At 27.8% G+C, this 25,845-nt stretch carries 30 protein-coding genes; 15 read left to right on the top strand and 15 right to left on the bottom strand.

Annotated features, from left to right (window positions below; genetic code table 11):
* Positions 1–64 precede the first annotated feature (64 nt).
* Positions 65–607, bottom strand: a complete 543-nt coding sequence (locus ATR_RS00520) for a DJ-1 family glyoxalase III (RefSeq protein WP_115427552.1) — start codon at positions 605–607, stop codon at positions 65–67.
* 122 nt (positions 608–729) lie between these two features.
* Between ATR_RS00520 and ATR_RS00525 the strand changes: the two genes are divergently transcribed.
* Complete coding sequence (locus ATR_RS00525; RefSeq protein ID WP_115427553.1) at positions 730–1,368, top strand: FlgO family outer membrane protein; 639 nt, start codon at positions 730–732, stop codon at positions 1,366–1,368.
* A gap of 3 nt (positions 1,369–1,371) precedes the next feature.
* A complete protein-coding gene (locus tag ATR_RS00530) occupies positions 1,372–1,968 on the top strand; it encodes a FlgO family outer membrane protein (protein ID WP_115427554.1) in 597 nt (198 codons plus the stop codon).
* Here ATR_RS00530 and recJ read toward each other — a convergent pair.
* The 3 genes from recJ to ccoG all read right to left on the bottom strand — a co-directional run bounded on the left by recJ (position 1,963) and on the right by ccoG (position 6,639).
* Positions 1,963–3,528, bottom strand: coding sequence for a single-stranded-DNA-specific exonuclease RecJ (recJ, locus tag ATR_RS00535; protein ID WP_115427555.1), 1,566 nt, complete (start codon positions 3,526–3,528; stop codon positions 1,963–1,965). The two genes, ATR_RS00530 and recJ, sit on opposite strands and share 6 nt — an antisense overlap.
* Positions 3,528–5,144: a CTP synthase gene (locus ATR_RS00540; protein WP_115427556.1), complete on the bottom strand. Its 1,617-nt coding sequence runs from the start codon at positions 5,142–5,144 to the stop codon at positions 3,528–3,530. The genes recJ and ATR_RS00540 overlap by 1 nt, the downstream gene beginning before the upstream one ends.
* Before the next feature lie 109 nt (positions 5,145–5,253).
* Positions 5,254–6,639, bottom strand: a complete 1,386-nt coding sequence (gene ccoG / locus ATR_RS00545; protein ID WP_115427557.1) for a cytochrome c oxidase accessory protein CcoG — start codon at positions 6,637–6,639, stop codon at positions 5,254–5,256.
* 198 nt (positions 6,640–6,837) lie between these two features.
* Between ccoG and ATR_RS00550 the strand changes: the two genes are divergently transcribed.
* On the top strand, positions 6,838–7,854 hold the full coding sequence (locus tag ATR_RS00550) for a thioredoxin family protein (protein ID WP_115427558.1): 1,017 nt from the start codon (positions 6,838–6,840) through the stop codon (positions 7,852–7,854).
* Positions 7,855–7,912: 58 nt separating this feature from the next.
* Here the strand turns inward: ATR_RS00550 and coaE are convergent, their stop codons facing one another.
* Positions 7,913–8,518 carry a dephospho-CoA kinase gene (coaE, locus tag ATR_RS00555; protein WP_115427559.1) on the bottom strand — a complete coding sequence of 202 codons (606 nt, stop codon included), beginning with the start codon at positions 8,516–8,518 and terminating at the stop codon, positions 7,913–7,915.
* A 1-nt stretch (position 8,519) separates the two neighbouring features.
* Positions 8,520–9,068, bottom strand: coding sequence for a class I SAM-dependent methyltransferase (locus ATR_RS00560; protein WP_115427560.1), 549 nt, complete (start codon positions 9,066–9,068; stop codon positions 8,520–8,522).
* A 96-nt stretch (positions 9,069–9,164) separates the two neighbouring features.
* Here ATR_RS00560 and purM point away from each other — a divergent pair, with 96 nt between their 5' ends.
* On the top strand, positions 9,165–10,160 hold the full coding sequence (purM, locus tag ATR_RS00565) for a phosphoribosylformylglycinamidine cyclo-ligase (protein ID WP_115427561.1): 996 nt from the start codon (positions 9,165–9,167) through the stop codon (positions 10,158–10,160).
* Between the two features lie 41 nt (positions 10,161–10,201).
* On the opposite strand, the gene ATR_RS00570 is transcribed toward purM, so the two are convergent.
* From ATR_RS00570 to ATR_RS00595, 6 genes are all read right to left on the bottom strand, one after another.
* Complete coding sequence (locus tag ATR_RS00570) at positions 10,202–11,230, bottom strand: glyceraldehyde 3-phosphate dehydrogenase NAD-binding domain-containing protein (protein ID WP_115427562.1); 1,029 nt, start codon at positions 11,228–11,230, stop codon at positions 10,202–10,204.
* Between the two features lie 66 nt (positions 11,231–11,296).
* On the bottom strand, positions 11,297–11,488 hold the full coding sequence (locus ATR_RS00575; protein WP_115427563.1) for a YwbE family protein: 192 nt from the start codon (positions 11,486–11,488) through the stop codon (positions 11,297–11,299).
* Positions 11,489–11,522: 34 nt separating this feature from the next.
* The gene (locus ATR_RS00580; protein ID WP_115427564.1) at positions 11,523–12,215 is read right to left on the bottom strand and encodes a pirin family protein; all 693 of its coding nucleotides are present in this window, start codon (positions 12,213–12,215) and stop codon (positions 11,523–11,525) included.
* 42 nt (positions 12,216–12,257) lie between these two features.
* Positions 12,258–12,806: a YceI family protein gene (locus tag ATR_RS00585; protein WP_115427565.1), complete on the bottom strand. Its 549-nt coding sequence runs from the start codon at positions 12,804–12,806 to the stop codon at positions 12,258–12,260.
* A gap of 2 nt (positions 12,807–12,808) precedes the next feature.
* Complete coding sequence (locus tag ATR_RS00590; protein WP_115427566.1) at positions 12,809–13,270, bottom strand: MarR family winged helix-turn-helix transcriptional regulator; 462 nt, start codon at positions 13,268–13,270, stop codon at positions 12,809–12,811.
* 50 nt (positions 13,271–13,320) lie between these two features.
* Positions 13,321–13,911, bottom strand: coding sequence for a YceI family protein (locus ATR_RS00595; protein WP_115427567.1), 591 nt, complete (start codon positions 13,909–13,911; stop codon positions 13,321–13,323).
* Between the two features lie 130 nt (positions 13,912–14,041).
* On the opposite strand from ATR_RS00595, the gene ATR_RS00600 reads away from it, so the two are divergent.
* From ATR_RS00600 to ATR_RS00650, 11 genes are all read left to right on the top strand, one after another.
* On the top strand, positions 14,042–15,148 hold the full coding sequence (locus tag ATR_RS00600) for a pyridoxal-phosphate-dependent aminotransferase family protein (RefSeq protein ID WP_115427568.1): 1,107 nt from the start codon (positions 14,042–14,044) through the stop codon (positions 15,146–15,148).
* 6 nt (positions 15,149–15,154) lie between these two features.
* The gene (locus ATR_RS00605) at positions 15,155–16,000 is read left to right on the top strand and encodes an ATP phosphoribosyltransferase regulatory subunit (RefSeq protein WP_115427569.1); all 846 of its coding nucleotides are present in this window, start codon (positions 15,155–15,157) and stop codon (positions 15,998–16,000) included.
* Between the two features lies 1 nt (position 16,001).
* Positions 16,002–17,252, top strand: a complete 1,251-nt coding sequence (locus tag ATR_RS00610) for an adenylosuccinate synthase (RefSeq protein WP_115427570.1) — start codon at positions 16,002–16,004, stop codon at positions 17,250–17,252.
* Between the two features lies 1 nt (position 17,253).
* Complete coding sequence (locus tag ATR_RS00615; RefSeq protein WP_115427571.1) at positions 17,254–17,805, top strand: DUF507 family protein; 552 nt, start codon at positions 17,254–17,256, stop codon at positions 17,803–17,805.
* A complete protein-coding gene (locus ATR_RS00620) occupies positions 17,805–18,902 on the top strand; it encodes a carbamoyl phosphate synthase small subunit (protein ID WP_115427572.1) in 1,098 nt (365 codons plus the stop codon). Before ATR_RS00615 ends, ATR_RS00620 begins: the two co-directional genes overlap by 1 nt.
* Before the next feature lie 156 nt (positions 18,903–19,058).
* A complete protein-coding gene (locus ATR_RS00625; protein WP_115427573.1) occupies positions 19,059–19,460 on the top strand; it encodes a DUF1924 domain-containing protein in 402 nt (133 codons plus the stop codon).
* A gap of 12 nt (positions 19,461–19,472) precedes the next feature.
* Positions 19,473–19,973 carry a diheme cytochrome c gene (locus ATR_RS00630; RefSeq protein WP_115427574.1) on the top strand — a complete coding sequence of 167 codons (501 nt, stop codon included), beginning with the start codon at positions 19,473–19,475 and terminating at the stop codon, positions 19,971–19,973.
* 102 nt (positions 19,974–20,075) lie between these two features.
* Entirely contained in the window at positions 20,076–21,191 is a 1,116-nt protein-coding gene (locus ATR_RS09910) for a cytochrome b/b6 domain-containing protein (RefSeq protein WP_115427575.1), read from the top strand.
* Positions 21,157–21,546, top strand: a complete 390-nt coding sequence (locus ATR_RS00640) for a hypothetical protein (protein WP_115427576.1) — start codon at positions 21,157–21,159, stop codon at positions 21,544–21,546. Before ATR_RS09910 ends, ATR_RS00640 begins: the two co-directional genes overlap by 35 nt.
* Entirely contained in the window at positions 21,539–22,204 is a 666-nt protein-coding gene (locus tag ATR_RS00645) for a response regulator transcription factor (protein ID WP_115427577.1), read from the top strand. The genes ATR_RS00640 and ATR_RS00645 overlap by 8 nt, the downstream gene beginning before the upstream one ends.
* Before the next feature lie 52 nt (positions 22,205–22,256).
* A complete protein-coding gene (locus ATR_RS00650) occupies positions 22,257–23,396 on the top strand; it encodes an ArsS family sensor histidine kinase (RefSeq protein WP_170126871.1) in 1,140 nt (379 codons plus the stop codon).
* Here ATR_RS00650 and ATR_RS00655 read toward each other — a convergent pair.
* Genes ATR_RS00655 through ATR_RS00665 form a run of 3 tightly spaced genes read right to left on the bottom strand, consistent with a single transcriptional unit; the run spans position 23,380 to position 25,799 of the window.
* Positions 23,380–23,940 (bottom strand): aminotransferase class IV family protein, encoded by a 561-nt coding sequence (locus ATR_RS00655; protein ID WP_115427579.1) that lies wholly within the window; start codon positions 23,938–23,940, stop codon positions 23,380–23,382. The genes ATR_RS00650 and ATR_RS00655 overlap by 17 nt on opposite strands.
* A gap of 17 nt (positions 23,941–23,957) precedes the next feature.
* The gene (locus ATR_RS00660) at positions 23,958–24,908 is read right to left on the bottom strand and encodes an aminodeoxychorismate synthase component I (protein ID WP_115427580.1); all 951 of its coding nucleotides are present in this window, start codon (positions 24,906–24,908) and stop codon (positions 23,958–23,960) included.
* Between the two features lie 6 nt (positions 24,909–24,914).
* A complete protein-coding gene (locus tag ATR_RS00665; protein ID WP_115427581.1) occupies positions 24,915–25,799 on the bottom strand; it encodes an aspartate carbamoyltransferase catalytic subunit in 885 nt (294 codons plus the stop codon).
* Positions 25,800–25,845: the final 46 nt, after the last annotated feature.

Here is a 25,845-nt window from a genome sequence, read left to right on the forward strand (position 1 = left end):
TTTACCTAAAACTTCATTGAGAAGATATTAATATCATATAAGCCCTAATGGAGCTTATATTTAATTATGCTAGAAGACCTGTTTTAACTTGGTGATAAATATCATCACCTTTTAAAGTTTTTACAATTTCAAGTGCAAAATCAATTGCAGTTGCTGGTCCCCTTGAAGTAATTACATTATTATCAGTAACCACATTTTTATCCTCTTGATAACCATCAGCTTTAATCTTTTTTTCGAAACTAGGATAACAAGTATAGTTTTGATTTAAAACTCCTGCTTTGTGAAGTGCATAAGGTGCTGCACAAATAGCTCCAATTTTTTTATTGTTCTCTTCAAACTCTTTTAAAAGTCTTTGAACATTATTATTTTCTGCTAAAGTAAAAGCATTTGGAAGACCACCAGGTAAAACTATCATATCAAAATCACTAGAACTCACTTCTTCTATTCGTTTATCCATCTCAATTTTAATATTATGAGCACCTATTAAAATTTTATCTTCAACTCCAGCTGTTATAACTTCTATTCCTGCACGTCTGCAAATATCAATAACTGAAATTGCTTCTATCTCTTCAAAACCATTTGATATTGGAACTAAAATTTTTGCCATAAACTACCCTTTTTTGAGAATTTTATAAATATTATATACAAGTTTGGTTTATATAAGCATTTATAAAGGTTTTGTAAGTAAATTTTAAATAAAATCTTAAGAATTTAAAAAAGGGATTGGAAATGTCTAAACAAATCTTAAAATTTGCTATTTTTCTAGGGATATTAACTGTTTTTTCAGCTTGTAACTCAAAAAATAAAGAGGTAAGAACTGAATCAGATAAAGTAAATCAGATGAGAGATGGTATGACTGTTGCAAATTATAAACAAGAAAACATAACTGTTCAAAATAGTTTAGAAGCAACTATATCTTCATTGGCAACTCAAATGATGATAAATAAAAAACTTGATACAAATAAACCTGTAATTGTAACCTCTTTTGTAAGACTAGACCAATTTAAAACTACATCAGAATTTGGAAGAGTTGTTGGAGAGAGTATGATAGATGAACTTTCAAATAGAGGTTTTAATCTTATAGAGTTTAGAGGACAAATGGCCATTTCTGTAAATGATAAAGGTGAGTATTTTTTAAGTAGAAAACCTCATGAGATTAAAAAAGAGGTTCCTAGTACGTATGTTGTTGTAGGAACTTACTCAAGACAAAATGGAAAAGTGATTTTAAATGCAAGAGTTATAGATAATATAACAGGAAGAGTAATATCTAGTGCGAGATCAACTTTTGTTCATGGCTTAGCTCAAGATTGTACAATGTTTGGAGATTGTCCACCTATGAGAACAATAAAAATCGTAAAAGAGAAATAATAGATGCCCTTTAAAAACTTAAGAGTACTAAAAAGTATTTTTTTAGTACTCTTAGCCCTTTTTATAACTTCTTGCGGAGCATATAAAGACCCAATTTCAAAAAATACAAATTTTGACTCAATGTTAAATGATATGGTGAAAAAATCAGCTATTAAGATTAAGAGAAATGTAGCTTTTGATGAGGTTGTTTTGGTATCTGATTTTGTAAATCTTGATAATCTTAAAAATAGGTCACAACTAGGATTTCTACTCTCAAATCTTTTAAAAGATAGGTTGTCTTCTTTGGATGTTATTGTAAGAGAGATAGAGTTAGGAAAAGAGTTTGAATTTGGACCTTCTGGGTTTAATCTTTTAACAAGAGAAAAAAATAGAATTTTAAGTGACAAGGTAAAATCAAGATATGCAGTTGTTGGAACTTACTCTATTTCAAATAAGAGTCTAAATCTTTTTATAAAACTAATAGATATAAATAGTGGTAATATATTAAGCTCATCTTTTGCACGAACAGATTTAGATAGTGAGATATTAGATCTTGAAGGAATATCTCAAAATAGAGACAATGAGTTTAGAAATAGTATTAGAAAACCTATGGTTTTATAAAAACTCTTGAATTAAAAAAGTTGGAGTAACGACTCCTCTAAACTCATTCTTTGATATAGATACTATTAGATTCAAATTATTTCCTAACTCTTTATTTGAATTGAAAAACTTTAAAGCTTCAAATACAAAACCATCACTATTTAGAGTTAATTTTAGATGATTTTTATCTTTTCCTATTAACTCTGATTTTAGTATATTTACATTTGATACTTTAAAAACAGGTCTGTTATTTTCAAGCCCATAAGGCTCAAAGTCTTCTATAATAGAGATAAACTCCAAATCAACACTACTAACATCAAGTTCACCTAAAGTTATAAATTCATTGTGTAATATATCATCTGATTTTTCAAGTTCTCTATTTATTATCTCTTTGAATATCTCTAAATTTTCTTCCAATAAAGACAATCCAGCTGCATTTTTATGTCCACCAAAACCTATAAGTAGGTGAGAAGCTTTTGAGATTAAATCATATAAATTTATATTTGAGTTTGCTCTTGCGCTTCCTTTTGCAATACCATTTTGAACTGAAAATATGAAGGCAGGTTTTTTTTGACTATTAGATAGTTTTGATGCAACAATACCAATAATTCCCTCATGCCAATCTTCTCCCCAGACAATAACAGCTCTATCACTATTGCTTGATTTTTGTTCTGCTTCGTTTGAAATTCTCTCTTGTATAGTTTTTCTATAGTTGTTTAATTCATCTAAAACTGCCAAACTTTCGTAGGCAGAAGATTGGTTTTTTGATAATAAAAACTTTAAAGCAATACTTGCATCATCCATTCGTCCAGCACTATTTAATTTTGGTGCAATTGTAAATCCAATATCATCAGATACTAAAGTATCTTTTTTTAAGTGAGAGTTTAATAGCTTAAAAGCCTCTCTAGAAGAGTTTTTTATTTTTTTTAATCCTTGTCTAACCATAGTATAATTAAGGCTAGTCATAGGCATAATATCAGCAATGATTGCCAAACATAAAAGGTCTAAATATGAACTCATATTTATATCAATTTTCAACTCATTTTTTATTGCAGCACAAAAATACCAAGCAACTTGTGCACCACAAATCTCTTTAAATGGAAAATTACAATTTATCTGTTTGGGATTTATAATTGCAAGAGCTAGAGGTACTTTGTCTCCAACAGTGTGGTGGTCTGTTATTATTAAATCAATATTTTTCTCTTTTAATTTTAAAGATGCTTCATATGCAGTTATTCCATTATCAACAGTAATTACTAAACCACTATCAATCATATCAACAATTTTAGGAGATAAACCATAGCCATGCTCAAAGCGATTAGGAATAATATAATCAACTTTTACACCCAAAAGAGTAAAAAAATCTATCATAATTGTAGTTGACACAATACCATCTACATCATAATCTCCAACAATAGTGATTTTTTCACTATTTAAAATAGCCTTTTTTACTCTTTTAGTTGCAATATCTATATCTTTAAAATTCTCAAAAGATGGAAGAGATGCAAGTTTTGAATATGGATTATTCAAATGTCTTGCATTTAAGATCTCAAAAAGTCTTTGCTTTGTGATTTTTGGCATTATTTATGAGAATTTGCGTGTTTTACAAAATCCAAAATTATAGGATTTGGTGTCTCTAAATGAGATGTAAACTCAGGATGAAACTGAACACCAACAAACCAAGGATGATCTTTTAATTCAACTGCTTCAATAAGCCCATATGACTCACCACTTACAAGCATACCAGCATTCTCTAAAGCCTCTTTATACTTTGGATTTGCTTCATATCTATGTCTATGTCTTTCAAAATACTTTTCATCATTTCCATAGGCTTTTTGAAGTTTGCTTCCTTTTATTGGAGAAAATGGGTATTCTCCAAGTCTCATAGTTCCACCTAGTGGAGAGTTGCTTGTTCTTAGCTGTTTGTTACCACTTTGATCAATAAATTCATCAATTAAGTAGATTAAAGGATTTTTAGTTTCGCTATTAAACTCTATTGAGTTTGCATCTTCAATTCCCAAAACATTTCTAGCAAACTCAATAATTGCTAACTGCATTCCTAAACAAATTCCTAAAAATGTAATATTATTCTCTCTTGCATATTTTATAGCATCAAGTTTTCCTTTAACTCCTCTTGCTCCAAAACCACCAGCAACTAGAATTGCATCTACATTTCCAATAATTTCATAAGCTCCTAAGTCTTCAATTCTCTCACTATCACACCAGTGGATATTTATTTTTGTATTTAGGTGAGCTCCTGCATGAATTAAAGCTTCAGTTAAAGATTTATATGACTCTTTTAAATCAAGATATTTTCCTACAAAAGCAATAGTAACTTCATCTTGAGGAACTAAAATATTTTTTACTAAAGTATCCCATTTCTCCATATTTGGTTTTATTTTTATATTAAAATGCTCTTGAAGAGGTGTTAAAATCCCCTCTTTTATAAAGTGAAGAGGTACTTGATAGATAGATTTTGCATCACCAGCTTCAATAACTGCATTTCTATCAATATCACAAGATAGTGCTAGTTTATCTTTTAGTGCTTTTGGAAGCTCTTTTTCTGTTCTACATACAAGCATATGTGGAGTTATTCCAATTCTTCTTAACTCTTGTACTGAATGTTGAGTTGGTTTTGTTTTTAGTTCACCTGCTGCTTTTATATATGGAACTAAACTTACATGAATATTCATAGTATTTGATTTTGGAAGTTCATGTCTAATAGATCTAATAGCTTCTAAGAATGGTAGACTCTCAATATCTCCAACAGTTCCACCAATTTCAATGATTAAAAACTCATTTCCATCTGCTGCTTTAAAGATTCTATCTTTTATCTCATCCACAACATGAGGAATTACTTGAATAGTTTTACCAAGATAACCACCTTCTCTCTCTCTTTTTATAACACTTTGATAGACTTGACCTGTTGTAAAACTATTTATCTTTGTCAAAGTTCCATCAATAAATCTCTCATAGTTTCCTAAATCAAGATCTGTTTCAGCACCATCAGCTGTTACAAAAACTTCTCCATGTTCAAGTGGGCTCATAGTTCCTGGATCTACATTTAAGTATGGATCTATTTTTAACATACTTACTTTAAATCCAGATTGTTTTAATATTGTTGCTATTGATGCAGAAGTTATCCCTTTACCTAAAGAGCTTAATACTCCTCCTGTTACAAAAATGAATTTCGTCATAAAAATACTCCATAAATATTATTGAATTTTGAAAAAATATAAGCTGTGATGATATCTAAATTTAAATTAAGAAGTTATTTAAAGCTTAGAGTGCTATAGCACTCTAAGCTTATTTTTGAAGTTTATCAGATCTAGGAAAGAAAAAAGTAGCTTTTCTAAATACCTTTACTTTTTCAGGGTCTTCTTGTGCATATGCTTTAAAAGTAACTAAAATAGGAGTATCTTTTAAATTATTATCGACTAAAAGTTTATCTGTTTCAAGAATTACAATTTTTTTTGCCATTTTCCCTGGGCTTAGAGTAAAAGGTTCAAATCTTTTGATTTTTATATCTGGATTATCTACTATTTCTAACTCATAAGTTAATGGTTTTGACTCGGTATTTTGGAAAAGAAGTAGATAGTTGTTTGATACAATATTATCCTCTTTTATTTTGTATAGCTCTGTATCTTTATTTACATTTAAAAGCATATGCTCTTTCTCTCCACTCATAAAAAAAAGTAAAGCAAAAGTAATAGAAAGTGCTATAAAATACATAACTGTATTTTTTCTAATAATCTTTAATGGTTTGTTTTCAACAATATTATTTGTATTTGACCATTGAACTAAAGAAGGTCTTCCTAATTTTCTCATAACTGTTGTACAGGCATCTACACACTCAAGACAGTTTATACACTCAAGCTGTAAACCTTTTCTAATATCAATATGAGTTGGACAAACACTAACACAGGCTTCACAAGCTGTACATTCAGCATTTGGGTCTTTAAAATCTTTTATATTAAAAATAGTTTTCTCTTTTTTGTCATTATATACAGCTCCACCTCTTTTTACTGAGTATATAGCTTGAAAAGTGTTGTCATCATATAAAACAGATTGAACTCTTGAATATGGACATACATAGACACAAAAATCCTCTTTTAATATGATAATATCATAGATAATAAAAGCAGCTGTAAAAAGAACTATTCCAATCATCATTAAGTGATCAAATGGCTCACTTAGATACGCAAAGAAATCTTCAGGCGGTACAAAAAACCACATAAAATTTGAGGAAGCTATAAGTGCTAAAATTGACCAAAGCAGAACACCTATAGCTTTTTTTAATTTATTTTCATTTTTACTTAAATCTATCTCTTTTTGTTTATTTTTTATTCTTCTTAGACCTAAAAGAGTTGTCTCTATTAAATCTCTATAAATTACTCTAAAAATAGTTTGTGGACAAGACCAACCACACCAAGCACGACCTCCAATAGAAGTAATTGCAAATATACCTAAAAATAGGATCATTAATAAAAATGGCATTAAGTATAACTCTTGCATATCAAATGCTGTTCCAAAAAAATGAAATTGCATTTTATCAAAGGATAGAAGGAAAATATGGTTACCATCTATTGTAATAAATGGTAATACAATAGATATTATTGTAATTAAAGCATAAGTAACATATCTTTTTTTTCTGTAGGGGGTTTTTTTCAACAACTCATTTTTTTCAATCATAATAAATCCTTTTTATAAAAAGTTTTCTATAAACATAACTTATACCTTAAATATTTATTATAAGATTAAGTAATATTTACAACATAGTTTATTTTACAATAAGAATTTTATCATTTTTAAATTAAAGTATTCATATTTATAGCTAATTGTAATAATTATTTGAATAAAATAGTATTAAATTTAAAATAAGGAGAGATTATGAAAATTATGTTTAGGGGGCTGCTTTTAGTTTCTTTGGCAATACTTTTTGCTTTAAATTTAAATGCAAAAGAGGGTAAAGTAATAGGAGCTTCAAATCATCAAACTCCATCATGGTTTAAGGATAGTTTTTTGGATATAAAAGAGGATATTGAAGAGGCTAATGAAAATTCTAAACACTTTATGATATTTTTGGATTTTGAAGGTTGTCCATATTGTGCAAAAATGTTAAAAGAGAGCTTTGAAGATAAAAATAATACTAGCAATTTTATTAAAGCAAATTTTGATGTAATAGAGCTAAATGTAAAAGGAAGTAGAGAAGTTACTTGGATTGATGAAGATGTAGTAACTGAAAAAGAGCTAACAGAGAAATTAAAAATCCAATATAGCCCAACAATTCTATTTTTTAGTGATAAAAAAGAGATAATTGCAAGAGTAAATGGATATAGAAATTCTAGTGATTTTCAATATATTTTAGATTTTGTTGCACAAAAAAAGTATGAAACTACAGATTTAGCAAAATATTTGGAAAATGTAGAGAAAAAAGAGCTGTATAAACTAAAAACAAATAAGATGTTTAAAGAGCTAGATGATTTAAGTAAAATTGCATCCCCACTAGCTATTATCTTTGAAGATGGAAGCTGTACACAGTGTGAACATTTTAACAATAAAATTCTTACAAATAAAGAGGTAATAGATGAGTTTTCTAAGTTTACAGTTGTAAGAGTTGATGCAAATAGTAATAAAACTATAATAACTCCAAATGGTGTAAAAACAACTCCAAAAGAGTGGGCAAAAGAACAAAAACTAGATTATAGACCAGGAGTTTTACTATATGATAATAAAAAACTAATTTCTACAATAGATGCTTTGCTTTTCCCTTTTCACTTTAAAGAGGTTTTAAGATATGTAAGTCACAAAGAGTATAAAAACTATCCAAACTCATATTTGGACTATTTAAGAGTGAGACAAGATGAACTTGTAAAAAGTGGAGTTACTATAAATGTAGCTGAATAAAAGCTAAAGTAAGGGGACTAACTCTATTTAATCTCCTTACTCTATTCATATTAGACTACTATAAAATATCAATTTTAGTCAAAAAATCTTCTATCTCTTTTTGAAGGTGTTTCAAATCTTTGCTATTGTCTATTATAAAAGTGGCTTTTGATTTTTTCTTTTCTATATCCATTTGATTTGAAATTTTTAAAATAGCCTCTTCTTTACTTATATTGTCTCTACTTTGTAATCTTTGTATTTGCAACTCTTTTGGAGTGTAAATTACTACTGATTTAGAGATAGGGTAGTGCATTTTTTCAAAAAATAGTGGAATATCTACAAAATATATCTTATTTTGCTCTTCACAAATTTTTGCCTCTTTTTCAATTTCATCTTTGATAAGAGGATGAAGAAGTGATTCGAGTTTTAGCTTATTGTTTTCATTTGAAAATATTATTTTTCCTAACTCTTTTCTTAGAACTTTTCCATCTTTTACATACTTTTTTCCAAAAAGTTGCTCTATTTTTTGACTATTTTCATCCAATAGTATATGAGCTATCTTATCTGCATCAATTATTAAAAATCCATGAAGCTTTAGAATATTACAAACGGTGCTTTTACCTGTTGCTATTCCACCTGTTAGTGCAATAGCATTTTTAAAGACATTTTTTTTTGTCTCTTCCATATTATCTTTTTGCAATACCTGTTAAATCTCTATGTTGTTTTGCTGGAAAAACAAAAGAAGCAGTATGGATTTCACTTGAATAATACTCTAAATTATCAATAAAATCAGCTCTTTGAAGGTTTAAATCTGCTGTTGGGTGATATTTTTTTGAAGCTATTATTGAAGCTTGGTGTCCGAATTTATAAGGCATTGCTATCCAAAATTTCTCACCTACTAGTTTTAAATCATCAATTAATCTATTGTCATCTCTTGAAAAAACTTTTGAAGCAAATGCAATAAGTCCATCATCTTTTAAAATATCAAAAAGTTTTCCTACAATTTTTACATCTAGTTTTGAGTTTGTTAAAATTACTACATCATAAGATTTGTTTTCAACTTTTTCTAAATCGTTTAACTCTATAAACTTGTAAATAGACTCTTTTTTGTGCCTGTCAAGCTCATTTATTAAATCACTGTTTTGTTCTGATACTATTAAAATATCTTTAGCAAGTTTATGTGTGCAAAGTGGTATATGTACCATCATTTCACTAAATGCAATATTATCTTTCATTTTTGAATTCCTTAAAATTTATAAATAGTCTGCTATAATACCCAAAAATTTTTAATAAATCTTAAGATTTAAGAATAATATAAAAAAAGGTAAAAAATGGCAACAGTTAGTTACAAAGATGCAGGAGTTGATATAGATGCTGGGAATCAATTTGTAGAAAATATCAAACCTTATGTAAAATCTACAAGGATTCCAGGAGTTTTAGGAGGTATTGGTTCTTTCGCTGGTGCTTTTGAACTACCAAGTGGATATAAGCAACCTGTTATTTTAGCTGGAACAGATGGAGTTGGAACAAAGTTAAAACTAGCAATTGATGCAAAAAAATTTGATACAGTTGGTATTGATTTAGTTGCTATGTGTACAAATGATTTACTTTGTAACTTTGGAGAGCCACTATTTTTCCTTGATTATTATGCAACTGCAAAACTTGAAGTTGAAGAAGCTACACAAGTGGTAAAAGGAATTGCAGAAGGTTGCATTAGAAGTGAATGTGCATTAATTGGTGGAGAGACTGCTGAAATGCCAGGAATGTACAAAGAGGGTGATTTTGATTTAGCTGGTTTTTGTGTGGGAATTGCAGAAAAAGATGAACTTGATAGAGTTTCAAAAGTAGAAGCTGGTGATATTTTAATTGCACTTCCAAGCTCAGGAGTTCACTCAAACGGTTTTTCTCTTGTTAGAAAGCTTCTTTTAGAAAAATTAGGAATGGGTTTAGAAGATGATTTTTTTGGGAAAAAATTAAAAGATGTATTACTAGAGCCAACAAGAATTTATGTAAAAGAGTTCAAAGCAAATAAAGATAAAATAAATGGTTTAGCTCACATAACAGGTGGTGGTATTACTGAAAATCTTCCTAGGGTTTTACCTGAAAATCTAAAAGCTATTGTAGATAGAGACAAAATAAAAGTTTTACCAATATTTGAATTTATGGGAAAACATGTAGAACTTGAGGAGATGTATAGAACATTTAATATGGGTGTTGGAATGATACTTGTAGTAAATCCAAAAAATGTAGATGCAGTTTTAGCTTCAACTGATGGTTATGTAATTGGTGAGTTAAAAGCTGGAGAGAGAAAAGTAGAGTTTATATAAAACTTAATTTCTCAAAATATGAAAAGAGTAAAGGTTGGTTTTTAACTAACCTTTTTTAAATCTATATATTTTAAAATCTCTACAACTTTAGAGGCATATCCCCACTCATTATCATACCAAAGTAGAAGTTTTATCATACTGTTTTTTACTTCTAAAAATCTATGGTCAATTATTGTTGTATATCTCTCTTTTTTAAAATCACTTGAAACCAAAGCTTCAAAATTATTTAAAACTATTGGGTAGTTCTGATTTTTTTCAAATTCTAAAAATATGTTTACTATCTCACTTTTAATTGAAGGCTCTTTCGTAAAAAGTGTAACATTTATAGCACCAACTGTATCTGTTGGAACTCTTAAAGAGTTTGAACTTATTAAATCAGAGTTGAATTTTTCTATAGAATATGAACAAGCTTTTATAGTAGTTGTATGGCTAGGAATTATATTTTGAGTTGAACTTCGTCCAAATTCAAAGTTTAAATCAACATCTCTAGTAGCACTTTGTACAAAGCTACCATCTAAAACTCTTTGATGATTTAAGAGAGGATGGATAGTTACAATATCACCACAAATAATCTTTTTTTTATTATCTATTAGTTTTAATGCAGGAAGTAAGGCGGTTGCATTACATGAACTAGTAGAGATTATTTTATGGTTTTTTCTATCATATTTATCCTCATTGGCACCTAATATTAGATTTATATCAGCATCTTTTTCTGGATGAGTTAAAATGATTTTCTTTACATTTAAAGCTCTTAATTTTAAAATATCTACTTTTTGCCCGCTACAATCAATTAAAATATCAATACCATCTAAGTATAATTGTGAAATATCTTTATAGTGTGTAATTTTTATTTTGGAACTTTTATTCTTTATAAAATTATCTTCTATGACTTTAAATTTATCATCTATTTTTCCATAAGTTGAATCATAGTTTATTGAGTAAACTATATTTTCAATAGATGGATTTATATCATTTATAGCAACAATTTCAAATTTTTTATCAACTAAAAGCTGTTTTAGAATTGATTTTCCAATTCTACCAGCCCCATTTAAAAGGATTTTTATACCCATAATCTTCTTTCGTTTACAAATTTTTAGAAATAATTTCTTGTAAGTATAGTTAAAAGTAGATTATTTTTAAAGTATCTCTTGAACTCGACCCACTTCACCACTTTGCAATCTTACTTTTATTCCATGTGGGTGAGTTGGAGAATTTGTTAAAATATCTTTTACAACTCCTTGAGTAAGCCTTCTTGTTTTTTGATCAGTTTTTAACACAATATTTACTTTTAAACCTATTTTTATATCAAATCTTTTTTTTGGATCCATTTTTACTTCTTTTATTTATATATTTGAAACTATACTATTGTTTCATCTCTATAAACAAAATATGACTTTTTGATATAGGATTTACTTCTAACAGGGTTTCATCTATTATCTCTGCTGCATCTCCACTTTCTAAAATATTTCCATTTACTTTGGAGCTTCCTTCAATTTGTACAAAGTAGATTTGTCTATTTTTATCTATTTTAAAAGTAAAATCTTTATCAAATTCACTTACATATATATTTACATCTTGATAGATTTTTATATGGCTCTCTCCAACTTGACTTGAGACTATATTTAAAAGTTTGTTATCTCTTTCTTCCTCTTTATATCTATATGAACCATAAAGCCTTGGAAGTCCTTTTTGTGGAGGAAATATCCAAATTTGAAGCAGCCTTAAATCTTTATCTCCATCATTTTTTTCACTATGGTAAATTCCATCTCCTGCACTAAGATATTGAACTTCTCCTCTTTTTAAAGTTTCCTTATTTCCCATTGAATCTTTGTGAGTTATTTCACCATCAACAATATATGAAATTATTTCCATATTCTCGTGAGGATGAGTATCAAATCCACTTTTTGGTTTTACTATATCATCATTTAGAACTCTTAAAACTCCAAATCTTATATTTGTAGGGTTTCTATATTCTGCAAAACTAAAGTGAAAATTGCTTTGTAACCACCCTAAGTTAGATTTTCCCATATTTTGCTTTTTTAAGATTTTTATCATATTTAACTCCAAAAAAAGCTAAGCAATTTGCTTAGCTTAACACTATTTAAGATTTCCTTGAATATCAATATTTAATTTAACTTCGTCACTAACAGCAACTCCACCTGTTTCTAAAATTTTATTCCAAGTTACACCAAACTCACTTCTATTTATTTTTCCAGTTAGAGTAAACCCAGATTTTTTACCTAAAGCTCCACCATTTTCAAGATTTAGTTTAATGTTTTTTGTAATACCTTTAATTGTTAAGTCTCCATAAACTACATCATTTTCAACTTTTGTAGATTTAAAAGTGATTTTTGGGAACTGTTTTACATCAAAAATATCACTTGCTCTTAAATGCTCATCTCTTTTTTCATCAGCTGTATCAATAGAAGCTACATTTAACTCTCCACTAACACTTACAAGAGTGTTTGCTTTTTCATCGTATTCAAATATTCCACTAACATCTTTTATCTTCCCAGCTACATTTGAAACCATCATATGTTTTACTGTAAAACCTGCATTTGAGTTTACTGTATCAACACTATATGTTCCTGCAAATAGTGTTCCAGCAGTAAATATACTTAATAATCCTAAACTAATTTTTTTCATTTTTAATCCTTTTTGTTTTTATTGTAAATTTTATCTAATAAATCGAATAAAGTTTTTAATTCATTATCATCTAAGACATCTAAAAATTCATTTAAATTGTTTGAATGACTTGGGAAAATATCTTCTATAATAGCAACTCCTTTTGGAGTTATAGACAAAATAGATGATCTATTGTCATTTGAAGCTTTTTTTGACTCTATTAATTCATCTCTAATGAGATTTCTAACAATCACCGTAGTATTTCCTGGAGTTCCCATAATAAGTTTTGTAATAGAACTTATATTTAAATTTCCTCTATGATATAAAACTTCTAAAACTTTAAATTGATTAAATGTTAGAGTATATTTTGATAAAAAAAGTTCTGTTTTATTGTTTAAAATATGAGCAACTCTTACCAATCTCATAACAGTTTTCATAGCTTTATCTGATTTCTCACCATAAGACTTTAGACTTTTTCTGTTCATAAATACTCCTTAGCAGAAATTGTATTACTAATTAGTATTAAATGTCAAGGTTACTTTTTTCTTTTCTCTTTTGTTTGCTGAAAATTTAACTCATTTTGCAAAGTTGCTTCCATATTTATTGTAACTTTTATATCATTTGATACAGCACTACTACCTAGGCTATCCAAAACATCCCAAGATAGGTCAAAATTACTTCTTTTTAAAGTTGTATTCATAGAAATATATAGTTTGTCAAGAAAAACACCACTATTTACAATATTAAACTCAATATTTCTTTTTACCCCATTTATTTTAATATCTCCAAAAACTTTATCATCTGTAATTTTATCAGCATTAAACTCTATCTCAGGGTATTTTTTATTGTTTAGAATTTTTTCACCTATGATTAAAGCTGTTAAATCTTTATTCTGTGTAGCTACAGAGTCTGTATCAACAGAACCTTGTAAAGATTTTATTATATTTTCCTTTTCATCAAAAATTATTAATCCAGTAATATCTTGAAAACTCCCATCAATTACCTTTGATTTTTGATACATTAGTTGAAAATTTGCTTTTGAATTTTTATTATTTACAATAAACTCTTTTGCATAAAGAAAAGGAGTTAATAGTAGTATTGAGAAAAAAATTTTTGTTGCTTTCATTTTTTACCTTATAAAATTAGTCGAGCAATTATATCTAATTAAACATATTTTAACCATTTAATAATCTTTTTTTAGCTAAAATATTCCGTTTTACTGAAATATGAAATACTTTAATATAAGGAAAATTAATATGTTATTAACTCCAGGACCAACTCCTGTACCAGAATTTGCACGAAAAGCAATGAGTGATATTACAATTCACCATAGAACAAAAGAGTTTGAAGCTATTTTTGAGAAAACTAGAAATCTTTTAATTGAAATTTACAATATGCCTGAAGTTTTAATGTTAGCTTCGAGTGGAACAGGAGCTATGGAAGCTTGTATTACAAATCTTACAAGAAAAAAGGCACTTACAGTTAATTCTGGAAAGTTCGGAGAGAGATTTGGAAAAATTTGTAAAGCTTTTAATATAGATTTTGTAGAGATAAAAAATGAGTGGGATACTCCTGTAGATGTTAAAGATGTAGTAAATATAATTAAAAATGATAAAGATATAGATGCAGTTTTTATTCAAATTTGTGAAAGCGCTGGTGGGTTAAGACATCCAGCTGAAGAGATGGCAAAAGAGGTAAAGAAAATTAATCCTGAAATAATGATAATTGCAGATGGAATTACAGCTGTTGGAGTTGAAAAAATTGATGTTTCAAACTTTGATGCTGTAATTACTGGAAGTCAAAAAGCATTTATGTTACCACCAGGTTTATCTATGATTGGATTATCGAGTAAAGCAGTTTCTAAAATAGAAGAAAAACCAGCTGGTTACTACTTTAATCTAGCAAGTGAGATAAAAAATCAAAGAAAAAATACAACTGCTTACACAGCAGCGACAACTTTGACTATTGGATTAGGCTCTGTTTTAGAGAAGATGAAAGAGATAGGGTTTGAAAACCAATATGAAAAAACATCAAAAATAGCAAAAGCAACGCAAGAGGCATTAAAAGCTATTGGATTTAAAATTTATCCAAAAACTCCTGCAAATGCTATGACTACAGTTTATACAGAACAATCAAATGAGATTAGAAAAATCTTAAAAAATAAGTATAATGTTGATATAGCAGGTGGTCAAGACCATTTGTCTGGAAAAATTTTTAGGATAAATCATATGGGTCTTGTTGAAGATTTTGAAGCTTCTTGGGCTGTAAATGCAATTGAATTAGTTATGGATGATTTAAAAATTAGAACATTTGATGGAACAGCAAATAAAGTATTTGCACAATCATTTTATAAAGGGAAATAGTCATATATGATTTTTGAACACGAAATTCCAAAAGGAAGCAGACTATATTTTGGTAAAACTGCAAAAGCAAAAAGGGTTTTAGAAAATAGTGTTTGTCAAATTTTGGAGAGAAATGGATTTGAAGAGATTTTGACACCAAATTTTTCATATTCTCAGCATCAATCTATTGAGAACAATAAAAAATTAATAAAATTTTCAGATGAAGAGAATGAACAAGTATCTTTAAGAGCTGATTCTACTTTAGATGTTGTAAGAATTATTACAAAAAGATTGGGAAGAGCTACAAATCATAGAAAATGGTTCTATATTCAACCTATTTTTTCATATCCTTCAAAAGAGGATTATCAAATTGGTTGTGAGTGGATAGAGCATAATAATATATCTGATATTATGAATTTAACAGCAGATATTTTAAGAGCTATAAAAATAGAGCCAATTTTACAAATATCAAATGTAAATATACCAAAACTAATAAGCACAGAGCTAAATATTAGTATTGATATACTCAAAAATGGTGAAATATCAGAGCTACTTAAATTAAATTGTGAATGGCTAAATAGTCTTTTAAGAGTAAAAGATATTAAAAGTTTGGAAAAGGTTATAGAAGTAGTACCAAATACATTAAAAAAAGAGCTAGAGACTCTTTTAGAAAAAGCAAGAGAGGTAAGTTACTCAAATATTATTATTGCACCTATGTATTATGGAAGTTTAAAATACTACAATGGTGTTTATTATAGAGTAATAGATAAAAATTTAGTTTTATGTAGAGGTGGAATGTACGAGGCTGATGGAATTAGCTCTTTAGGTTTTGCATTATACACAGATAATTTATTAAAAATGTTAGAGGGATAAAATGAAAGCAGATGTAATAGTTGGAATTCAATGGGGAGATGAAGGCAAGGGTAAAATAGTAGATATGCTTGCTCAAAAATATGATATGGTTTGTAGAAGCCAAGGTGGACATAATGCTGGTCATACAATTTGGGTAGATGGAATAAGATATGCACTTCAACTAATTCCTTCAGGTATTTTAAACAAAAAAGCTATAAATATTATAGGAAATGGTGTTGTTGTATCACCTTTTAATATATTAAAAGAGATGAGTCAATTTGATAATCTTGAAGGAAGACTTTATATATCTGATAAAGCTCACTTAAACCTTCCTTTTCATGCTTTAATTGATCAAGCAAAAGAGAGATTAAAGGGTGATAAGGCTATTGGAACAACAGGAAAAGGAATTGGTCCTACATATTCTGAAAAAGTAAGTAGAAATGGTTTTAGAGCTGGAGATTTATTAGATCCTTCAAAGCTTTGTAATGATATCTTAGATTATTTTGCTCAGAATAAAGCAATTTTTGATGTTTTAGAGATAAAAACTCCTTTGAAAGAAGAGCTATTAGCTGAGCTTGAAGACTATAATACTAAATTAGCACCATATATAACAAATACGACAAATATGGTATGGAAAGCTCTTGATGAAAATAAAAGAGTTTTATTGGAAGGTGCTCAAGGAACACTACTAGATATTGACCATGGAACATATCCTTATGTTACTAGCTCTAGTACGGTTAGTGCAGGAGCATGTACTGGATTAGGTTTAAATCCAAAAGATATAGGTGAGATAACTGGAATTGTAAAAGCATACTGTACAAGAGTTGGAAATGGACCATTTCCTAGTGAAGATTTCACAGAGTATGGAAAAACTATGGGTGAAGTTGGAAAAGAGTTTGGAACAGTAACTGGAAGAAAGAGAAGATGCGGTTGGTTTGATGCCGTTGCAGTTAGATATGCAAGTAGATTAAATGGATGTGATAAATTAGCTTTGATGAAACTAGATGTTTTAGATGGCTTTGATAAAATAAAAGTTTGTGTTGCATATGAATATAATGGAGAAAGAGTAGATTACATGCCATCAAATATGGAGAGTGTAAAAGCTATTTATGAAGAGATAGATGGTTGGGATAGTGTTGTTGGGATTAGAAAATATGAAGATTTACCAATAAATGCAAAAAAATATATAGAAAGAATTGAAGAGATAACAAATGTAAGAGTTGGAATAATTTCAACTTCGCCAGAACGAGATGATACAATTTTAAGGGGATAAAATGAGATTAAAGCTACACCAAACTACATACCTTTCAAGAAGAATTACAAGAGATTTAATTACTTGTGATTTTATAGAAGCAAGAAGAGATAGAGCTAGTATAGAAGAGCAAGTTGAGAGGATTTTAGATGAAGATATTCTTAAAGAGCAAGCTTTAGATGATAAAGTAGAAGAGATTCTAGATTCTCAAATAGAAGAGATTGAGTATCTAAATGCAGATAGAAGGCAACTTTTCTGGATGACAAAAAAAAGGCTTGCAAATGATTTTGGCGTTATCTTAAACAATGAAGATAGGTTTTCTGATATTGCTCACAAAATATTAGATTATCTATGGGAGGAGGATTATATACATTTTACTTGTTCGGATAATCAGATTAAAAATGTAATATTTGGTTCTTTGGATGATTTTATTAAAGGGTTTGAAAGAGCAGATGGTGAAGTGTTAGCTAAGCTTAAAAATTATAAAAGAAAGCTAATTCCTGGTACTGAGGACTATGATTTGGTGTATCATAGACTTTATGAAGAAGAGTTAATAAAAAGAGGATTAATTTGATGCAAAAAGTATATATTTATTTAGAAAACGGGATATTTTTAGAGGCAAACTCTTTTGGTGCAGATACAACTGCTGTTGGAAAACTAGTGTATAATAACTCAACATTTGGACAACAAGAGATTATTACAGACCCTTCAAACAATGGATTATTTATAAATTTTACAGCTGTAGAAATAGGAAATACAGGTGCAAATAGAGTCGATATGGAAAGTTCAAAAGCCTATGCAAATGGGATTATTGTGAGAAATTATCATGATCTTTACTCGAACTATAGAGCAGATATGAGTTTAAAGGAGTTTTTAATAGAACAAAATGTTATTGGAATTTGTGATATTGATACAAGGTACTTAACAAAAACTTTAAGAGAAGAGGGAAGTATGATGATGATTGCATCTACAAAAATCTCTTCAAAAGATGAGTTAGCAAAAGAGTTAAGTAAAGCAAAAAAATATGATGAAATTAATTTTGTTAAAGATAGTTCTACAAAAGAGGCTTATATTCACAAATCAGGTGTTTGGAACGATGAAATTCAAGACTACAATAAAGCTAGTATGAGTGATAAAAAAGTTCTTGTAATTGATTATGGAGTTAAAAAATCATTTTTAAATGAACTTGTTGAGTTAGGATTTGAAGTTGAAGTAGTTCCAGCTTCTACAAAATCTCAAGAAATAATAAACAACTTTAAATTAGGTAAAATAGGTGGAGTAGTTCTAAGTAGTGGTGCTGGAAATCCAAATATTTTAAAAGATGAGGTTGAAGAGATAAAAAGATTAATTGAGGCAAATATTCCAATTTTTGGAGTTGGCTTAGGGCATTACTTATTAGCTCTTGCAAATGGTGGAAAAGTAGAGAAAATAAAATCTATTAAATATGGAAGTCATCCAATTAAAGGTGATAAAACTGTAGAAATTTGTAGTGTTAATAGTGATTTCGAAATAAGTGAAGATATTAAAAATATTGCCAATATAACTCATATTAAAGTATTTAATGATACTGCAGTTGCTTTAAAATATAATAATAAAAATGAATTAAGTAGCGAATTTACACCAACTTCAAACTCGACTATATATAAAGAGTTTACTAAAATGGTAAAATAAACTTTAAAAATATCTGAGGCATCGCCTCAGAATTAAAATCTCTCCGTTCTTACTAACTTTTAAATCCAAATTGTAAATAAATTGTCAATAAATAGTACATAATATCTTGAAATAGTTACTTTATACTTCTAAATATAAAATATTTAGGAGTAAATTATGAAAATAGTGATTGTTGCTTGTCTTTTAGCAAGCTTAGGTTTTAGCTCAGTGATTGATGATTTCTTAAGCTCTTTAAAGCAGGAGGCTATAAAAGAAAATCCTAGTTTTAAAGAGTTTGATTATAAAAGAGGAGAAGAGCTTTTTTTATCAAAACATATTGGCAAAAAAGGAGAACTAATCTCTTGTGCATCTTGTCATGGTACAGATTTAAATAAATCAAATCAGAACTATTTTACAGGTAAAACAATAGATGCTCTATCTCCAAAAGCAAATCAAAAAAGGTTTACAGATAAAGCAGATATTGAAAAATGGTTAAAAAGAAACTTTAATGATGTTTATAATCGTGAAGGAACAGCTATTGAAAAAGGTGATGTAGTAACTTACATCATAAATAAGTAGGAGGAGTAAAAGATGAAAAAGCTAATTATTTTTACACTGCTTAGTTGTGCCTTATATGCACAAGAGATGAAAATAAGTATAAAACCAGTTGATAATGATATATATAAAAAAGAGTGTGGAAGTTGCCATTTTGCATATCCAGCTGGCTTATTGCCTAGTAGCTCTTGGAATAAAATGATGTTAAATTTAAGTGACCACTTTGGAGATGATGCAAGTGTTGATGATAAAACTTTTCAAACACTATCAAGTTATTTAAATATGAATAGTGCAGAAAAGGCTATGCAATATAAAAGAAGTAAAAAAATAGTCAAAAACTTAAAAGGAACAACTTCAGATAGCATCTCTAAAATGCCTTATATGAAGAAAAAACATGAAGAGATTAAAGAGAATTTAATAACTCAAAAAGAGGTAAAAGGTCTGTTTAACTGTACAGCTTGTCATCAAAATGCGGAAAAAGGTGTATTTAGTGATGATGATGTAAAAATTCCAAATTATGGAAAATGGAAAAAGTAAGGCTTCATTCTTGAAGTCTTTTAGATTTTGAATCTTTTCTATACGAAGTAGAAATAAAAAAACTGTTCCTTTTTAAATAGGAACGATTAAAAAAGGATAGATATGAAAAAAACATATATTTGGTCACTTCCTACAAGGATATTTCACCATTTATTAGCTATTTTTATTCTTGCTGCTTTTTTAACAGATGATGATAAGCTAATCAACTATCACTCAAATATTGGTTATGCAATTTTGATACTCTTGATTTTTAGACTATTTTGGGGCTTTATAGGACCAAAATACTCTTTATTTAAAGACTTTTCAACAAACATAAATGAAGCCAAAGAGTTTATGAAAAATATCTTTAATAGTGAACAAAAATATATAGGTCATAATCCTATGGCATCTTATATAATGATTGCTATACTTATAACTACTTTTTTGGTGATTATAAGTGGTGTATTAACTCTTGGGATTCAAGAAGGAAAAGGTGTATTAAGCTTCTTAAATAGTGAATATTTTAAAAAGATGAAGCTAATTGAAGAGATACATGAGTTTCTTGCAAATTTTTTAATAGTTTTGATTATTATCCATCTTTTTGGGATAGCTTTTGATAGGATATTTCATAAAAAACATCAAACTTTAAATTCAATATTTACAGGTTATAAAGTGGTAAAGAGTATAGAGGATGTAAGATTAAATATATTTCAAAAGCTATTTTCCTTTATAGCTCTTACTATATTTCTTATATTTATATTTTTTGCACTATTCAAGCCTAATAATATTTTAACAGCATCAATTTATGAACCAATTGATTATAAAGTACAAAATATCTCTTTTGTAGATGAGTGTGGCAGTTGTCACACTCTTTATCCACCAAATCTATTACCTAAAAAATCATGGGAATTGATTATGAATGATTTAGAAAATCACTTTGGAGATGATGCAACAGTTGATAATGAAGTAAATAAAAATATTTTAAGTTTTCTAGTAAAAAATAGTGCAGAGAATTCAACAATGGAAGCTAGTTGGAATTTTATAAATTCTATAGGCAATAAAGATATAATAGCTTTAAGTAAAACTAATTATTGGGAAAAAAGACACGAAGATATACCTAAAAAGATTTTTAAAAGTGAGAAGATAAAAAGTGTTGCAAATTGTAAAGCTTGTCATAATGATATTGAAAAAGGATTAATTGAAGATGAGAATATTAAAGATATTTCTGATTTTATGTAGTATGTTTTTATATCTAAATGGAGATAAGGATTACAAAAAATATAAGCACTCATATAAAAATCTTGATTATTTGGATTTAAATGATAATCAAGTTAAAGCTATTAAAAATATTTTAGTAGAGCTGAAAGATGAGTATAAAAAGTTTTATAAGTATAAAGATGAGATTGAAGATGAGATTGAAGATATGATTGAAGAGCCAAACTTTGATGAAAATTTATATATCAAAAAAACTATGGAGATTAAAAAAAGAGCTACTATTTTAGAATCAAAAAGGATAAAAAAGATTCATGAAATTTTAAATGAAAAACAAAGAGATAAATTTGCTGATCACTTTAAGGAGTGGGTAATTGAATAAAAAAGTTTTATTGATTGAAGATGATTTACAAATGCAAAACTTGATAGTTGATTATCTAAAGGATTATGGATTTATTGTTAAAGCTTTTGATAATCCAAAAGATATTTTAGAAGATTTTAAAAAGAACAATGATTATTCAATTATAATATTAGATTTAATGCTCCCTTTTATGGATGGATTTGACCTATTTAATAAATTAAAAGAGATAAAAAATATACCTATAATTATCTCATCAGCAAGAGGTGATATAGGTAATAAAATCCATGGATTTGAGCTTGGAGCTGATGATTACTTAGCAAAACCCTATGAACCACGAGAGTTGGTTTTAAGAATAGAGGCTATTTTAAAAAGGAATTTAAATAAAACTCTTATAATTGGAGATTTTACTATAGATAAAGATAATAGAACTGTCTTAGTGGATGATTATGCTGTTGATTTTACCAAAATAGAGTTTGAAATTTTTATCTATTTAGTTGAAAATCAAAATAAAATATCTTCAAGAGAGCAGATTTTAAATGCAACTTCTTTAGATTTTAATACAAAAAATAGGACTATTGATATGCATATATCAAATATAAGAGCTAAGATTGGAGATGATTTTAAAAGCCCTAAATATATAAAATCTGTTTGGGGAATTGGTTATAAGTTTGTAGGTTAATATGTCAATTTTTAAGAAACTAACTATTCTTTTTATAATAAGCTTTATTTTAATGACAATAATTGGACTGTGGATTGATAATATAAACCTAAAAAGGGTAGATAATTTTGCGAAGGAGAAGTATTTAAAAGTAGTAGATGATATTTTAAAGAATATAGAGAACAAGAATTATATCAACTCTTTGATGATAAAAAATGATTTAGAACAAGTAACTGTTTTGAATAAAAATGGTTTAGAAACTATATATACACAAGATTCAACATTTGGAAATATCTCTATATTAAAATATAAATCATTAAATAGCTACATTTTAAAAATAAAATATTTAGATGAAGAGTATATCTTTAAAGCTTTAGAGCAAGAGAGTTTAAGTGATAAAACTATTTTAAATATATTGGTATTTTTAGATATTTTTGCCCTTTTATTAATGTTTTTATTTATAATAAAAATTTTAAGTCCACTAAAAACTATAACAAAAGAGATAAAAGCTTTTTCAAATGGAAATTTATCAACAAGAATAGATATAAAATCAAATGATGAAATAGGTACTTTAGCAAATAGTTTTAACTTAATGGCAAGTTCTCTTGAAGAGTCTATAAAAACGAGAGAAGAACTACTCCGTGATATTGGGCATGAGTTAAGAACGCCAATAACAAAAGGTAAATTTGCTATAGAGAATATAGATGATTTTTCACAAAAAGAGCTACTTAAAAAGATTTTTTATGATTTAGAGAGATTAACAAATGAGTTAATAGAGCTTGAAAAGCTAAATATCTCAAAGTTAAATTTAACTATTTTTAGTGCAGAAACTTTGATTTTAGACTCCTTAGGGAAGCTTTATTTAGAAGATGAGAGAAAAATAGATATAAAGATTTCTGAAGATTTCAAAATAGAGGCAGATTTATACTATTTATCAATTGCATTAAAAAATCTTATTGATAATGCATTAAAATATTCGACTTACTTCCCAATCATTATAGAAGTATCTAAAAATGAAATTTCTATTTCAAATAGAGGTGACAAATTAGTAAAAGATTTTGAACATTATTTAAAACCTTTTACTCAAGAGTTAGCTCAAAGAGATGGTTTTGGATTAGGCTTAAGTATTGTAAAAAAAGTTTTAGATAGACATAATTTTAGACTTCTTTATAGTTTTGAAAAGGGTTTTAATACTTTTAAAATTCTATTTTAAACTCTTTTATCTCATAAAAACCTATCATAGCATTCATAAGTGCAATTTTTGAACTATTTTTCAACATATCTAAACTTATATCTTTTTCAAAAATCTCTTTTTGCTCAAGTAGTCTAGCTCTTGAAGTTCCTTCTAATAAGCAATTTTTTGAGGTAATCCAAACTCCATCATAAAAGATAGCAATATTTGCAATGCTTGTATCTGTAACAATCCCATTTTTAACAATAATTATCTCATCGCAACTATCTTTTTTTAAAAAAAGCTCATCAAGTTTTTCTCTATTTAGATATTTTTTTGAGTAATTTAAAGTATCATCAAAAACTACCTTAAAGCTTCTTATCTCTCTTCTTTTATAAGGAAAATATTGTACATCTAGGATCTCATTTTCATTATATATAACTTTACATCGTAAAGTTTCATTAGATATAGGGTTTATATACTCTTGTAAGTTTAGGTTTTTTCCAATAGTTTTTGCAACTCTTTTTTGGTGATATTTCAAATTAAAAATCTCAAAATCATTACATTTTATTGTTTCAAAAAACATCTTTTTATCCTTATATTCTAAAATGGCAAATAAATTTTATCTATTAGCTCGTTATACTCATCTTTTACAATACTATCACTTGTAATTCCACCACCACTTTTATAAAAAAGTTCATCTTTAATCTTTTCAATAAATCTAATAAGTACAAAACTTTGAAGATTTTCTCCATCAAAAATCCCAAAAACTCCACTGTAAAAATCTCTATCATAGTTTTCAATATTTTTTAAAATTTCTATTGTAGATTTTTTTGGAGTTCCTGTAATACTTCCAGCTGGAAGAAGGTTTGAAAAAATATCTCCTATTTTTTCTTGCCAATTATTTTGTAAATCTCCACTTATAAGTGAACTTGTTTGAAGAATTTCACTATTTTTTGTTTTTATCTTACTAAAATCTCTAAATCTCTCAACTTTGATATTTTTTGCAACCTTACCTAAATCATTTCTAAGAAGATCAACAACCATAGTGTGTTCAGCTAACTCTTTTTTGTTGTTTAATAAAATCTCTTTGGCATTTTCTAGTTTTGCATCTATCGTTCCTTTCATAGGATATGTATAGATTTTATTATCTCTAATATCTACAAATTTTTCAGGGCTAAAACAGACAAAATCTAAATCATCTATTTTTACTCTTAATTTTAATAAAGAGTTGGCATTTTCATAAATCTCATCTAAACTAAGATTTGTCTCTATTTTTGTTTTTGTAGTTAGATTTAATAAATAGCTATTCCCACTTCTTATCTCATCTTGAACTAAATTAAACTTTCTTTCATACTCTTTAAAACTAATTGGATATTTCTTAAAAGTATAATCTTTGGTATATATTTGATTTTTATTAGATATTTTAAATTGTATATTTTTTTGGCAGTTATCTAGTTTTTTTATATAGAAATTATTTAGATTATAAGAGATTAAAAATAAAAAAGGCTCTTTTGAAGAGCCAAATTTATTCAAAATATCTTTAAGTTCCAAAAAGATTTACTTATCCTCTAGAATTAATTTTTTCAAAATTGCAGCTCTTATTGCAACACCATTTGTAACTTGTTCTAAAACTTTACATCTAGGGTGTTTTAAAACTTCATCAGTAATATCAATATTTCTATTTACAGGACCTGGATGTAGAAGTAAAAACTCTTTTCTCTCCATTAATTCACTTGTAATACAAAAATCTTTTGCATACTCTTGAAGTGATTCAAAATATGTGATATTGTGACGTTCAAGTTGGCTTCTTAGGCTCATTACAATATCCATATCATCAACTATTTCAGATATTGAGTCAAACTGTTTGAACTCATCACCTTCATATTTAAAACAATCAGGTGCAACTAAATTTACATCTATTCCAAATCTAGGCAACAATCTTCTATTGCTTCCAGCAACTCTTGAGTTTCGTACATCTCCAACAATTGCTATTTTCTTTCCTTCAGTATCTCCATCAAAATATTCAGTAATTGTAAATAGATCTAAAAGAGCTTGAGTTGGATGAGAGTGTCTTCCATCTCCTGCATTTATTATTGGACAAGAAACATATCCAATTAAACTCTCTGGAAGACCATGAACACTGTGTCTAATAATAATTGCATCTGGATTCATAGCATTTATATTTGCAACTGTATCGTACATTGTTTCACCTTTTTTTTGTGAAGATGTACCAACATCAAGATTTATAACTTCAGCACCTAATCTTTTTGCAGCTATTTCAAAAGAGCTTCTTGTTCTTGTAGAATTTTCAAAAAAAAGTGTAACAATAATTTTACCCTCTAAAATCCTACTAAATTTAATATTTTTAAACTCTCTAGCATCATCAAAAATTTCAAGTATCTCTTCTTTTGTAAAATCGGAAGTTCTAATAAGGTGTTTCATCTAATTTTCCTTTCATTTTAGTTTGGAATATTAGCAAAAAGCACTT

It is taken from the genome of Aliarcobacter trophiarum LMG 25534, assembly GCF_003355515.1.
GTDB classification, from domain to species: Bacteria; Campylobacterota; Campylobacteria; order Campylobacterales; family Arcobacteraceae; genus Aliarcobacter; species Aliarcobacter trophiarum.

Coding starts and splice junctions, on each gene's coding strand:
- ATR_RS09910 (WP_115427575.1), top strand. CDS start 20,076: ATGAAAAAAACATATATTTGGTCACTTCCTACAAGGATATTTCACCAT.
- ATR_RS00590 (WP_115427566.1), bottom strand. CDS start 13,270: ATGAACAGAAAAAGTCTAAAGTCTTATGGTGAGAAATCAGATAAAGCT.
- ATR_RS00655 (WP_115427579.1), bottom strand. CDS start 23,940: ATGTTTTTTGAAACAATAAAATGTAATGATTTTGAGATTTTTAATTTG.
- ATR_RS00620 (WP_115427572.1), top strand. CDS start 17,805: ATGCAAAAAGTATATATTTATTTAGAAAACGGGATATTTTTAGAGGCA.
- ATR_RS00630 (WP_115427574.1), top strand. CDS start 19,473: ATGAAAAAGCTAATTATTTTTACACTGCTTAGTTGTGCCTTATATGCA.
- ATR_RS00540 (WP_115427556.1), bottom strand. CDS start 5,144: ATGACGAAATTCATTTTTGTAACAGGAGGAGTATTAAGCTCTTTAGGT.
- ATR_RS00595 (WP_115427567.1), bottom strand. CDS start 13,911: ATGAAAGCAACAAAAATTTTTTTCTCAATACTACTATTAACTCCTTTT.
- purM (WP_115427561.1), top strand. CDS start 9,165: ATGGCAACAGTTAGTTACAAAGATGCAGGAGTTGATATAGATGCTGGG.
- ATR_RS00530 (WP_115427554.1), top strand. CDS start 1,372: ATGCCCTTTAAAAACTTAAGAGTACTAAAAAGTATTTTTTTAGTACTC.
- ATR_RS00570 (WP_115427562.1), bottom strand. CDS start 11,230: ATGGGTATAAAAATCCTTTTAAATGGGGCTGGTAGAATTGGAAAATCA.
- ATR_RS00600 (WP_115427568.1), top strand. CDS start 14,042: ATGTTATTAACTCCAGGACCAACTCCTGTACCAGAATTTGCACGAAAA.
- ATR_RS00615 (WP_115427571.1), top strand. CDS start 17,254: ATGAGATTAAAGCTACACCAAACTACATACCTTTCAAGAAGAATTACA.
- ATR_RS00580 (WP_115427564.1), bottom strand. CDS start 12,215: ATGATAAAAATCTTAAAAAAGCAAAATATGGGAAAATCTAACTTAGGG.
- ATR_RS00625 (WP_115427573.1), top strand. CDS start 19,059: ATGAAAATAGTGATTGTTGCTTGTCTTTTAGCAAGCTTAGGTTTTAGC.
- ATR_RS00560 (WP_115427560.1), bottom strand. CDS start 9,068: ATGAAAGATAATATTGCATTTAGTGAAATGATGGTACATATACCACTT.
- ATR_RS00605 (WP_115427569.1), top strand. CDS start 15,155: ATGATTTTTGAACACGAAATTCCAAAAGGAAGCAGACTATATTTTGGT.
- ATR_RS00610 (WP_115427570.1), top strand. CDS start 16,002: ATGAAAGCAGATGTAATAGTTGGAATTCAATGGGGAGATGAAGGCAAG.
- ATR_RS00575 (WP_115427563.1), bottom strand. CDS start 11,488: ATGGATCCAAAAAAAAGATTTGATATAAAAATAGGTTTAAAAGTAAAT.
- ATR_RS00650 (WP_170126871.1), top strand. CDS start 22,257: ATGACAATAATTGGACTGTGGATTGATAATATAAACCTAAAAAGGGTA.
- coaE (WP_115427559.1), bottom strand. CDS start 8,518: ATGGAAGAGACAAAAAAAAATGTCTTTAAAAATGCTATTGCACTAACA.
- ATR_RS00525 (WP_115427553.1), top strand. CDS start 730: ATGTCTAAACAAATCTTAAAATTTGCTATTTTTCTAGGGATATTAACT.
- ATR_RS00640 (WP_115427576.1), top strand. CDS start 21,157: ATGAGAATATTAAAGATATTTCTGATTTTATGTAGTATGTTTTTATAT.
- recJ (WP_115427555.1), bottom strand. CDS start 3,528: ATGCCAAAAATCACAAAGCAAAGACTTTTTGAGATCTTAAATGCAAGA.
- ATR_RS00520 (WP_115427552.1), bottom strand. CDS start 607: ATGGCAAAAATTTTAGTTCCAATATCAAATGGTTTTGAAGAGATAGAA.
- ATR_RS00585 (WP_115427565.1), bottom strand. CDS start 12,806: ATGAAAAAAATTAGTTTAGGATTATTAAGTATATTTACTGCTGGAACA.
- ATR_RS00665 (WP_115427581.1), bottom strand. CDS start 25,799: ATGAAACACCTTATTAGAACTTCCGATTTTACAAAAGAAGAGATACTT.
- ccoG (WP_115427557.1), bottom strand. CDS start 6,639: ATGATTGAAAAAAATGAGTTGTTGAAAAAAACCCCCTACAGAAAAAAA.
- ATR_RS00550 (WP_115427558.1), top strand. CDS start 6,838: ATGAAAATTATGTTTAGGGGGCTGCTTTTAGTTTCTTTGGCAATACTT.